This is a genomic window from Photobacterium sp. 270122K, from assembly GCF_059941365.1.
Window position 1 is genome coordinate 215,303 of sequence record NZ_JBPOEN010000002.1, and the last position, 12,867, is coordinate 228,169.

Annotated in this window: 10 protein-coding genes; all 10 read left to right on the top strand. The window is 40.3% G+C overall.

All coding sequences use genetic code 11. The annotated features are described in order from the left end of the window. The first annotated feature begins 152 nt into the window (after positions 1-152). Positions 153-1,331 (top strand): polysaccharide export protein, encoded by a 1,179-nt coding sequence (locus ACSF8W_RS04220; RefSeq protein WP_500845911.1) that lies wholly within the window; start codon positions 153-155, stop codon positions 1,329-1,331. A gap of 98 nt (positions 1,332-1,429) precedes the next feature. Next, a complete protein-coding gene (locus tag ACSF8W_RS04225; protein WP_500845332.1) occupies positions 1,430-1,822 on the top strand; it encodes a four helix bundle protein in 393 nt (130 codons plus the stop codon). A gap of 284 nt (positions 1,823-2,106) precedes the next feature. Continuing rightward, entirely contained in the window at positions 2,107-4,269 is a 2,163-nt protein-coding gene (locus tag ACSF8W_RS04230) for a polysaccharide biosynthesis tyrosine autokinase (RefSeq protein WP_500845334.1), read from the top strand. A 323-nt stretch (positions 4,270-4,592) separates the two neighbouring features. Then, positions 4,593-5,675, top strand: coding sequence for a dTDP-glucose 4,6-dehydratase (rffG, locus tag ACSF8W_RS04235; protein WP_500845336.1), 1,083 nt, complete (start codon positions 4,593-4,595; stop codon positions 5,673-5,675). Then, on the top strand, positions 5,675-6,571 hold the full coding sequence (rfbA, locus tag ACSF8W_RS04240; protein ID WP_500845337.1) for a glucose-1-phosphate thymidylyltransferase RfbA: 897 nt from the start codon (positions 5,675-5,677) through the stop codon (positions 6,569-6,571). The genes rffG and rfbA overlap by 1 nt, the downstream gene beginning before the upstream one ends. Further along, the gene (gene rfbD / locus ACSF8W_RS04245) at positions 6,559-7,434 is read left to right on the top strand and encodes a dTDP-4-dehydrorhamnose reductase (RefSeq protein WP_500845339.1); all 876 of its coding nucleotides are present in this window, start codon (positions 6,559-6,561) and stop codon (positions 7,432-7,434) included. Before rfbA ends, rfbD begins: the two co-directional genes overlap by 13 nt. Before the next feature lie 4 nt (positions 7,435-7,438). Beyond that, positions 7,439-7,993 carry a dTDP-4-dehydrorhamnose 3,5-epimerase gene (gene rfbC / locus ACSF8W_RS04250; RefSeq protein ID WP_500845341.1) on the top strand — a complete coding sequence of 185 codons (555 nt, stop codon included), beginning with the start codon at positions 7,439-7,441 and terminating at the stop codon, positions 7,991-7,993. A 711-nt stretch (positions 7,994-8,704) separates the two neighbouring features. After that, positions 8,705-10,225, top strand: coding sequence for an MATE family efflux transporter (locus tag ACSF8W_RS04255; RefSeq protein ID WP_500845343.1), 1,521 nt, complete (start codon positions 8,705-8,707; stop codon positions 10,223-10,225). A 5-nt stretch (positions 10,226-10,230) separates the two neighbouring features. Continuing rightward, the gene (locus ACSF8W_RS04260) at positions 10,231-11,103 is read left to right on the top strand and encodes an SDR family NAD(P)-dependent oxidoreductase (RefSeq protein WP_500845345.1); all 873 of its coding nucleotides are present in this window, start codon (positions 10,231-10,233) and stop codon (positions 11,101-11,103) included. Between the two features lie 51 nt (positions 11,104-11,154). Further along, a complete protein-coding gene (locus tag ACSF8W_RS04265) occupies positions 11,155-12,867 on the top strand; it encodes a thiamine pyrophosphate-binding protein (RefSeq protein ID WP_500845347.1) in 1,713 nt (570 codons plus the stop codon).

Sequence of the window (12,867 nt, forward strand, 5' to 3'; positions counted from 1 at the left end):
CTTAAATCTTCCCCACAGGACCACAGGACCACAGGACCACATTATTCCCAATCCTTGATGATCGATCTCGAGGGTTGAACCATCTCTTATCTCAAGATATTAAAATTATGCATTTCACAAAGAAGCTTCTGATTAGCGCGATGGCGACGGCCATGCTCGCAGGGTGTACAGTGCCAGGTTCGCACCTGAGTACCGACAACCAAACCGTGATTTCCGATGATGCGCAAGGCCAACAGGCGGGAAGCGAACAACAAACCAATATTGCCGATAAGGTGAATATTTACCCGCTCACTGCAGGGCGCGTGAATCAGTTTAAGCCGCCGAAAGTGTTTTCACGTACCAACAGCGCATTAGATGCTGAAATTGTGCGTTATCAATACCGCATTGGCCCTGGCGACATTCTTAATATCACTATTTGGGACCACCCCGAACTGACCATTCCGGCGGGCTCTTACCGCAGCTCAACAGAAGCGGGCAACTGGGTACATGCCGACGGCAGTATTTTCTACCCCTATATTGGCTTAGTGCATGTAGAAGGTAAAACCGTCACCCAAGTGCGTGCGGATATCGCTCGCCGTTTGGCGGCATACATTGAAAGCCCGCAGGTAGACGTGAACGTGGCTTCGTTCCGCTCACAGAAAACGTATATTACTGGCGAGATTAAAAATCCCGGTCAGCAAGCTATCACCAACGTGCCATTAACGCTGTTGGATGCAATCAACAAAGCGGGCGGTTTGGCAGAAGACGCCGACTGGCGCAACGTAACTTTGACTCGTAACGGCAAAGAAGAAAACATTTCCTTGTATGCGCTAATGCAACGCGGTGATTTAACCCAAAACCGCCTACTGCGCCCTGGCGATATCGTTCACGTACCCCGTAACGATGCACAAAAAGTGTTTGTGATGGGCGAAGTGAACGACCCTAAACTGCTGAAAATTGACCGTGCCGGTATGAGCTTGACCGAAGCGCTGAGCAGCGTGGGTGGCATTAACCAATTGGCCGCCGATGCCACGGGTGTATTCGTGATCCGTAGCAACATGAACCAAGAGATGTCGACTCAAACATCGGCAACCATCAGTTCGCCACAAATGGATGAAGACGGTAAGCCGGTACAAGAAAAATTCATCCCGATGGCTAACGTGTATCAGTTGAATATTCAAGATGCCTCTGCCTTGGTTATCGGTACCGAGTTTGAACTGCAACCGTATGACATCGTGTATGTCACCGCCGCCCCAATTGTTCGCTGGAACCGCGTAGTCGCACAGCTGCTACCAACCATCAGCGGCTTTAACGAACTCACCGAAGGCGTACTTCGCGTAAGGAATTGGTAAAACGCTGAAGCGTTTAGAGGGACGAGGTTCGAGTAGTAGCGGGACGAGGAAGAGCGTTTAAAAAAGATCTTAGGCGAGAGCAGGAAAGGAGATGTCATTTGAGATATAAAGAGTTAGACATTTGGAAACGTAGTTATCAAGTGGCTACTCAAGTGTATGTTGGAATGACAGCCTGCCGCGATTTCGGTTTTAAAGATCAAATCTGTCGTTCTGCTGTTTCGGTTCCATCAAATATCGCTGAGGGTTCAGAGCGAGGAAGTAACAAAGATAATATTCGTTTTCTTTATTACGCCAAAGGCTCGTGTGCTGAACTTTCTACTCAGTTACTGCTCTCTGGTGATTTCGGTTATCTCTCACAACAACAAGCATCCAGATTAGAACAAGAAGTTGCAGATATCAGTAGAATGATTGCTGGATATATTAATTATTTGTCTCGTAACCAGATTTCTGATGACACCGCTGAATATGTAATTCGAAAGGAGCTCGAATAGGAATATCAATTGAAATTCCTATTAATCGTGCACCGATGATAAATACCAAGTAGCTTTTACTCGTCCTTCAATACTAGTCCCTCGAGACTGTATCTTTTAAATTAAACATATAATGATGAAGGTGTGATGGTAGTGCGGACGGCTCTTACTCGTCTCTTAACCCTAGTCCCTCGAGACTGTATCTTTTAAATTAAATATAAATGATGAAGGTGTGATGGTAGTGCGGACGGCTCTTACTCGTCCCTTAACCCTCGTCCCTCGTCCCTTAATGAAGTCGAAATAATATGACCCCTTCACAAAACACACAACCTCGGCAGGACGCAGATGAAATCGATCTGGGTAAGCTGTTTGGCATCTTAATTGATAGCCGCTGGAGCATTATTGGTATTACCTTTATTTTCGCGGTGGTCGGTATTGCTTATGCATTGCTAGCGACGCCGGTATATAAAGCCGATGCGTTGATCCAAGTGGAAGAAAAAAGCTCTGGCATGCCTGCCTTGGGTGACATGGGCGAGATGTTTGCGGGGGAATCTTCTGCGACGACGGAAATCGAGATCATCAAATCGCGTATGATTTTGGGCGATACGGTCAACAAGTTGAACTTGACCACCGTGGTGTCGCCGAACTATTTACCCGTTATTGGGAAAGGCCTGGCACGTATTCAAGGTGAAACCCCGAACGTGGATGTTAGCCGTTTTGATATTCCTGAGTGGGTTGATGTACCTGTCTATACACTACAGGTTATTGATGGTGAACAGGGTACCTTTGAGCTACTGGATGCTACCGAGCGCAAAGTGCTGTCTGGCAAAGTGGGTGAACTCGCGAAGCAAGACGAGTTCGAACTGTTCGTGACGCAAATGCACGCCAAAACCGGTGACAGCTTTACGGTTACTAAACGTTCACAATTGGATGCGATTCAGTGGTTACAAGCCAATTTATCAGTGAGTGAGCGCGGCAAACAAACCGGCATTTTGCAGCTTAGCTTTACCGGTGAAAACCGCGCAGAGATTGAGGCGATTCTGGACAGCATCAGCCAAGATTATTTCCTGCAAAACGTTGAGCGTAACTCTGCCGAAGCACAAAATAGCTTGGACTTTTTACGCAGCCATTTGCCTGATATTAAAGTGCAGCTGACAGTGGCGGAGGATTTGCTTAATGCCTTCCGTCAGGAAAATGAATCTATTGATTTGGGGCTAGAAGCAAAGTCTACGCTCGATGTCATGGTCACGATTGAGTCACAACTTAATGAACTAACGTTTAAAGAGAGTGAAATTTCCCAGCGCTTTACCAAATCGCACCCAGCTTATATTGCGCTATTAGATAAACGCAAAACGCTATTGAGCGAGCGAGACCGTTTTAACAAGCAAGTACAGCAGTTGCCAAAAACCCAACGTGAAGTGTTGCGCTTAACCCGTGATGTAGAGGTTAACCAGCAAATTTACGTCCAGTTGCTCAACAAAGTGCAAGAGCTGAGCATTGTCAAAGCCAGTACGGTGGGCAATGTTCGAATTCTGGATGAAGCACAGTCTTATACACGCGCGGTTAAACCGAAAAAGCCATTGATTGTGGTATTAGCCACGTTGCTTGGTGGTATGTTGGCCGTGGCTATTGCATTGCTGAAAGCGGCGTTCCATCGTGGGGTTGAAAATCCAGATGAGATTGAAGCGATTGGCTTGCCGGTATATGCCAGCATCCCAATGTCAGATTGGCAGATTGAGCTAGAGAAAAAACAGGGCAAGAAAAAAAACCTGACCGTGCAAGACACCTTGTTAGCGGTGTCTAACCCTGCCGACCTTTCTATTGAAGCATTGCGCAGCCTGCGTACCAGCCTGCACTTTGCGATGATGGAAGCCAAAAATAACATTTTGATGATCTCTGGCCCAAGCCCAGGTATTGGTAAATCATTTGTTTCTGCCAACATGGCAGCGGTAATTGCCAAGTCCGGTTCTCGTGTATTGGTGATTGATGCCGATATGCGAAAAGGCCGAATGGAAAAACAAATGGCCGTGACATCAACCCCGGGTCTTTCAACTTACCTAGCGGGCCAGACCAGCATTGAAAGTTTGATTAAACAGCCGGGCGTAGAAGGGTTAGACTTTATCGGTCGCGGTGAAGTACCGCCGAACCCGTCTGAATTGCTCATGCACCCGCGTTTTAAAGCGTTAATGGATTGGGCGGCAGAAAACTACGACATGGTGATTGTCGATACCCCGCCGATTCTTGCGGTAACGGATGCCGCCATTGTTGGGGCCCATGCGGGTACATCGTTATTAGTCGGTCGTTTTGGTCAAAATGCGGTGAAAGAAATTGAAATTACCAAGCAGCGTTTTGAACAAAACGGCATCGAGATTAAAGGCTTTATTCTGAATGCTGTCGTGCGTAAAGCAAGTACGTATTACGGTGGTAACTATGGTTACTACAATTACAGTTATGAGTCGAATAAATAAGTAGACTGATTAATAGTGTAATGAATAAAGGCGCTGAATTCAGCGCCTTTATTGTAGCTGTACTTTGTTTTGATAATAGGACGTTTTCGCGACCTATTGGGACCCTTACTGGAAAGTAAGCAAAACCCAGTATTGACAAGGACTGGCCTGCAAGGAGCTGTCTCAAAATGAAAGAAAATTGTCTCAGTAGTATCTGAATGACTGAGGTGGGATAAGGCGAAATGTTCGCTCATTCTCAGACTAAACATTAAAAATAAATATTCAAATTGAAGATTCAAGGCTCACGCTCGTGAGTGTATTTTAGCATTAACGAAGAGAAATCTATGAAAATCCTCGTCACGGGCGGTGCTGGTTTTATTGGCTCAGCCGTCATTCGTCACATCATTAAGAATACATCTGATACGGTCATTAATGTCGATAAATTGACCTATGCCGGTAACTTGGAATCGCTTGCTGAAGTGGATTCCAATGAGCGTTATCATTTTGAACAAGTTGATATTTGCAATCGCAGTGAGTTAGATCGCCTGTTTGCACTATACCAGCCAGATGCAGTGATGCACTTAGCGGCAGAGTCTCATGTTGACCGTTCTATCGATGGACCAGCAGCATTCATTGAGACCAACATCATCGGTACGTATACCTTACTTGAAGCAACCCGTGCGTACTGGAATACATTAGATGGAGTGGCAAAAACAGCTTTTCGCTTCCATCACATCTCAACTGATGAAGTGTATGGTGATCTAGAAGGTACGGATGACTTGTTTACTGAAACAACATCCTATGAGCCATCAAGCCCATACTCAGCATCAAAAGCATCAAGTGATCATTTAGTACGTGCTTGGCTACGCACTTACGGCTTACCAACGATTGTGACCAACTGCTCAAACAACTATGGACCATATCATTTTCCTGAAAAATTGATCCCGTTAATGATTTTGAATGCTTTAGACGGTAAGCCATTACCTGTGTATGGTAATGGGATGCAAATTCGTGACTGGTTGTTTGTTGAAGACCATGCACGTGCTTTATATAAAGTCGTCACTGAAGGTGAAGTAGGTGAAACCTACAACATTGGCGGCCACAATGAAAAAGCAAACATTGACGTCGTGAAAACCATTTGTACATTGCTTGAAGAGTTAGTGCCAAACAAGCCTGCTGGTGTCGCAGAATATCAAGAGCTGATCAGTTATGTGACAGATCGCCCTGGGCATGATGTTCGCTATGCGATTGACGCATCAAAAATTGAGCGTGAGTTGGGCTGGAAACCTGAAGAGACATTTGAGTCAGGCATTCGTAAAACCGTTGAGTGGTATTTAGATAATAAGCAATGGTGGTCACGTGTATTAGATGGCTCTTATGCAGGTGAGCGCCTAGGTGTGTCTGTAGTAACTAAGGAAGTGAAATAATGAAAGGGATTGTTCTAGCGGGTGGTTCAGGTACACGTCTGTACCCATTAACGCGTGGTGTATCAAAACAACTGCTGCCTATCTACGATAAGCCAATGGTGTTTTACCCTATTTCAACGTTAATGTTGGCCGGCATTAAAGACATTTTAATCATCACAACCCCAGAAGATAACGCAGGCTTTAAGCGCTTATTGGGTGATGGCTCAGATTTTGGTATCAACCTTGAGTATGCCATTCAACCAAGTCCAGATGGCTTAGCACAAGCCTTTATTATTGGTGAAGAGTTCATTGGTGATGATAATGTGTGTCTAGTGCTTGGCGATAATATTTTCTACGGACAGCACTTTTCAGCTGCATTGAAACAAGCAGCAGATAGAAAACATGGTGCAACTGTCTTTGGTTATCAAGTCAAAGACCCTGAGCGTTTTGGTGTGGTTGAATTTGATAGTGATATGAAAGCTGTATCGATTGAAGAGAAGCCTGAAACTCCAAAATCAAATTATGCCGTGACTGGCCTTTATTTTTACGACAACCGTGTTGTTAAATTGGCAAAGCAAGTTAAACCTTCTCATCGTGGTGAACTTGAAATTACGACGCTCAATGAAATGTATCTCAATGACGATTCGTTGAATGTCGAACTTCTTGGTCGCGGTTTCGCATGGTTAGATACAGGGACGCACGAAAGCCTCCATGAAGCATCATCTTTTGTTGAAACTATTCAAAATGTACAAGGATTGAAAGTTTCTTGCTTGGAAGAAATTGCATTTCGCAATGGCTGGTTAAGCGTTGAAGATTTAGTTCGCTTAGCAGAACCCATGAAAAAAAATGATTATGGACACTATTTACTCCGAGTTGCGTCTGAGTCACTAAAGGGATCAAACAGATGCGAGTATTAGTGACAGGATCAAAAGGCCAAGTGGGTTGCAGTTTAGTTGAACGCCTGAGTGGTAAAGTTGAATTACTCGCCATCGACCGCGATGAACTTGATATCACGGATGAACTTGCTGTTATAGAGATTGTTCAAGCGTTCAGACCTGACTTAATCATCAATGCAGCAGCACATACTGCAGTTGATAAGGCTGAAGAGGAAGTCGAACTTTCGTATGCGATTAATCGTGATGGACCTAAATATCTTGCGCAAGCTGCACAAGGTATGGGGGCTGCAATACTGCACATTTCTACTGATTATGTATTTGAAGGCAATAAAGTGGGTGAATATGCAGAAAGTGATGCGACAAACCCACAAGGTGTCTACGGTGAAAGCAAATTAGCGGGTGAAATTGCAGTCGCAGAAGCATGCGATAAACACATCATCCTTCGTACCGCTTGGGTGTTTGGTGAGAATGGCAATAATTTTGTTAAAACCATGCTGCGATTAGGTGCTACTCGAGATGCACTAAGCATTGTAGGGGATCAATTCGGCGGGCCAACCTATGCTGGTGATATTGCTGATGCGCTGATTAAAATTGCGATGCGCATAACTCAAGATGATGCCGTTGAATATGGTGTATATCATTATTCAGGTTTGCCTCATGTGAATTGGTATGAGTTTGCCGAAGATATTTTTGATGCAGCAATCGAGCAAGGGGTCATAACTAAAAAGCCTAGCTTAACCAGCATCACAACTGAGCAATATCCAACACCAGCAAAGCGACCAAGTAACTCTCGATTAAGTACTGATAAAATCACTCAAGCCTTCTCAATTGAAGCCAGTGATTGGAAAGTAGCATTGAACAATATTCAAGCGTATGCAGGATAAATAAATGAAAGTTATAGATACTCGTATTCCGGATGTGAAAATTATCGAACCCAGTGTGTTTGGTGATGAGCGTGGTTTCTTTATGGAAACCTGGAACCAAAAGCAATTTGAAAAACTGGTAACAGGTAAATCAACTCAATTTGTACAAGATAACCATTCAAAATCAAAGAGAGGCATTTTACGAGGACTCCATTACCAAACAGAAAATATGCAAGGAAAATTAGTTCGTGTGGTTTATGGCGAAGTTTTTGATGTTGCGGTTGATATCCGAAAAGATTCGCCAACGTTTGGTCAATGGGTTGGCGAGTATCTTTCAGCTGAGAACAAACGTCAGTTATGGATTCCAGAAGGTTTTGCTCATGGATTTTATGTGACCAGTGATGAAGCGGAATTTGTTTATAAATGTACTAATTTTTACGCTCCTGAATCTGAGATGTCGATTCGATGGGATGACCCTAAAATAGGTATTCAATGGCCTATAGATAAAGACGTTATATTATCAAAGAAGGATGAATTAGCGGTTAGATTAGTTGATGCGAGTCTATTATCATTTACCTGATAAGCACTAAAGAACAGCTTCATAAGTCATGCTCTAATTATAACCAAGAAGAGCCGCTAATCATGGCCAAATAAGTATCAGTATGCTGGGAAAACCCTTGAATTAAAGAGGGTTTTCTTCAATATCTTCATGGAATATACGGATATATCGTTCGGTTTCAAAAAACGTTCAATTCTTTCATGGTCGAGTTCTAGATAACTCTCAGTGTATCTTAATACCTGCATAGATTATATAGAGGTCAAACAATAAATAAATAGCAGTTATTTATTTATTGAAATTAATTTTAGATTATCGGTAAAAAGGCAAAATCTAAAAGAAGGTGATGGATTTTATCTTATTAACTATTTATGTGGGGAGGGTTTGTCAGGATGCTTGAAAGTCATTCACCATTTTGGTGAAAGTCGACTGATAATTTAAATCGGTTTGGCAACTTTTAAAATGGCATTCTATCGGCTCCTATGATTACGAAAGTCATGGGATAATAAATCCTATCTATAATAAAAGAGTTTCATTGAATGGGCGGTAGAGAGCCGAGAGTTGGTCGAAGGTGAAGTAATCGCTATTGACGGTAATACTTCATAACCATGATGGTGATTTATACAATAAGCAGAAAAACCAGGGACTGGCCGGAAACTAGGCTCGATCTTGTAAACAAAGATTTAAGTGTTCTTAGCGAACATTTATACGACATAACTAATAGTGAGAGGGATCGTGTCGGCAAAGCAAGTATTAAAAAACACAATTGCATTATATTTAAGACAAATTGTAGTGACGATTGTAAGCCTAGTGGTAATAAGAGAAGTACTAAAAATACTTGGTGTGGCTGATTATGGAATATATACTGTTATAACAGGAATTGTATCACTGTGTATTTTTATACCTGGTGCATTAGGCTCTGCAACTCAACGTTTTTTTGCTTATGCGATTGGTAAAGGCGACAATGATAGTATTTCAAAGATATTATTCTTAAATCTCATTGTATATTTATTAATGGCATTGGCGATAGCTTTACTCTTAGAAAGTATCGGGCTTTGGTTTGTCATGGAACATTTGAATATACCTGATGATAGATATAATGTTGCTATTAAACTATATCATTACTCAGTTATATCTTTCATATTTAGCTTATTAACATCACCATTTATATCGATAATAATCGCTCACGAAGATATGAGAGCATATGCTTATATATCAATTTGTGAGGCTTTATTTAAATTGATTTCAGTGTACTTATTAATTAATTCAACATGGGATAAGTTAGAAGCATATGGCTGTTTAACATTGATTGTTTCAGTCGTAAACATGGCCATTTATATGGTTTATAGCTTCATGAAATACAAAGAAATAAGAAAGATTGTTAATGTTTTTGATAAAGATCTCTTTTTTGAGTTAATAGGTTTTATTGGTTGGACATTCTTTGGTGCTTTTACAAGTGTAATAAGAACTCAAGCCGTCACCTTATTATTAAATCAGATGTTTAACCCAGTAGTTGTTGCTGCGCGTGGAATTGCAATGACTGTATCTACACAGGCAATGGTTTTTGCAAATAGTTTTAACACTGGGTTGTATCCGACTATTATCAAAAGTTATGCTGCTCAAGATTATAAAATGATGCACCAGGTGATATACCAGGGATCAAAATTATCATTCTTTTTGATATGGATTTTTGCTCTACCGCTAATAGTTTTTATGGAAGAAATACTAAAATTATGGCTGGTGACACCACCAGAAGGTGTTGTTCTTTTTAGCAGGCTTAGTTTAGTTGAAGTTCTTGTTATGTCATTAAGCCTGTCAATAGCAACTGCAGCTAGAGCTCCAGGGAAAATGAAAGAATATGAATTAAAGTTGGGTGTTATTCAGATTTTGATTTTCTTTACTTCTTGGCTTGTACTTTCTTTTGGCTATGGTGCAACGTCAGTATTTATAGTCGCAATAGTCGCAAATATTATAATGTTTTACATACGGCTCCGTCTTGTAGAGAAACTTGTAGGGTTAAGTGGAATACATTTTATTAAAAAGGTGCTTTATCCATTATCCGCAGTTGTATTATTGTCTTCTCTTTTTTCTTTTTATGTAAAAGGAAATGTGGAAAGTGGTTTTATGTTGGTGTTTGTAAAGACTTTAATGATTATGTTATTTACCACTCTTTTAATGTATATATTTGGACTTTCAAGGGATATGAGATTGAGAGTAAATAATGAAATAGCTCGTAGAGCAAATTTTTGTAGGTAATAATAATGAAAACTACGATGTTCAAGATTTACGCTCTGCTCAAAAGAATTCCTCAGATATTGAGAGCAATTAAACAAGTAATTAAAAATGGTGGAGCATCTAAAATCTATGTCTCACAAACCAACGATAATACGTCTTTGATAGGTAAAAGAGTCCTAATTACTGGCGGAGGTTCTGGAATTGGACTAAGTATAGCAAAAAAAGCCATAAATCAAGGAGCAACAGTTGTAATTGTAGGTCGAGACAGAAAAAAATTGAGCGATGCTTCTGTTAAGATAAATAGTTCTAAGTTAATAACAAAAGTATGGGATATTTCTGATGTTGATAATATAGCCAACAACCTTTCTGAGCTATATCAGTTGTTAGGTGGTGATTTTGATATATTAGTAAACAACGCAGGAATCATTGATGGTACTGATTTTCCTAACGTTAAGCCTAAACAATGGGACAAGATTTATGCTGTAAATTCAAAAGCCGTATTTTTCCTAAGTCAAGAAGTTGCCAAGCGTTGGTTAAAGTCTGGATCTGAATCAAAATATCGAAAGATAATAAATATTTCGTCTCAGGGAGGTTTTGTCGGGGCAACTTACCCATATAGATTATCAAAGTGGGATATAGTTGGAATGACTCAAGGCCTAGCACTAAAACTTGCTCCCAAGGGAATCATAGTAAACGGTATTGCGCCTGGTATTATAGCCACAGAAATGCAAGATTCATCTTTAGTTGATCAAAGTAATGCATTTATAAATGAGAATCCAGTAAACAGATATGCACTGCCGGAAGAGATTGCAGAGTTGGCTGGCTTTCTCATGTCAGATGCATCGAATTTTATTGTTGGTCATACAGTTGTATGTGACGGTGGGTTTAGTCTTAAATAGTTTAAATATAGATAATCAAAAAGTCTATAAATTACTTCGAGAATAGAAGTTATGATGTACACAAGAGAAAAAAACACTCAGATATTAATAGCCTTACTCAAAGCTTATGGTGTGAAATATATTATTGCATCGCCAGGAAATACAAATACAGCTTTTATAGGAAGTATACAGAATGACTCATATTTTACAGTTTACTCAGCTGTTGATGAAAGGTCTGCAGCCTACATGGCATGTGGTCTATCAGCTGAAACTGGAGAGCCTGTTGTTATAAGTTGTACTGGTGCTACCGCATCAAGAAATTATATGCCAGGATTAACGGAAGCTTTCTATAGGAAGCTTCCTATAATAGCTATTACGTCATCTCAACCAATTTCTCGAAATGGGCATTTATCGGCACAGTTTATTGATCGTAGTGTTATACCAAATGACGTAGCAACAATAAGTGTTTCCCTTCCAGTAGTTAAAGACTCTGATGATTTTTGGGATTGTGAAATAAAGATTAATAAGGCTCTTTCAGCATTATATTTAAACGGTGGTGGTCCTGTTCATATAAATCTTCCTACAAATTTCATCACTCCATTTGATGTAAATGGGCTACCAGTAGTTAGACATATTAAAACAATTGAGCGTCATACTTCGTTTCCACCTTTGAAAGGTAAAGTAGCAGTTTTCATTGGTGCTCATAAACGATGGACTAAGAGTGAAACGGAAATACTTGATTGCTTTTGTGAATCTAATAATGCTGTTGTATTCTGTGATCATACAAGTGGCTATCGAGGGAAATTTAGACTTTTGTATTCTTTAGCTTCTGGGCAGGAGGTGCATGATTTTTCTTTGTCTAGGCCTGATGTGTTGATACATATTGGTGAAATTACGGGCGATTACTTTAATTTAGCCATTTCTTCAAACACCGAAGTTTGGAGAGTTAACTTGGATGGAGAAATGAGAGATACATTTGGTAAATTATCTAATGTATTTAAAATGAGTGAGGTTGACTTCTTTATGGAATATTCAAAAGAAAAGTCAGCGACTAAAATCGAATATTTCTCTGCTTGTTCATCTCATCTTAAATCATTAAATGACAAGTTACCAGACGTGCCGTTCTCTAATATTTGGGTTGCGTCAAAATTATCCAAATTAATTCCTGTTAATTCAGTCATACACTTTGGAATTCTTAATAGTTTAAGATCTTGGAACTTTTTCGAGTTGCCAGATTCGGTAAGGTCAGATTGTAATGTTGGCGGATTTGGTATTGATGGCAGTTTATCATCTCTTATAGGAGCATCGTTAGCCAATCCTGATAGATTGTACTATATGGTTTTAGGTGATCTGTCATTCTTCTACGATATGAACTCTATAGGTACGAGACATTTAGGTAACAATATTCGAATTCTTATTATCAATAATGGTAAGGGAACTGAATTCAGGCAATATAATCATCATGCATCATACTTTGGTGAGGATGCCGATAAATATATTGCAGCCGCAGGTCATTTTGGTAACAAATCAGAGACTTTAGTTAAAGGATATTCTGAAAGTTTAGGTTTTGAGTATATCTCTGCAACTAACAAGCAAGAATTTGCAAATGAATATCAAAAATTCATCTCAAATACAATTAGTAATAAACCTATAGTTTTTGAAGTTTTCACAGATAGCACAGATGAAAGTAATGCTTTAGAGATGATGTTAAATATAGAACAGAACCCTAAACTAAAAGCAAAGCGTAAAGTAAAAAGCGCTCTAAAAAAACTCCTTAAGCATTAA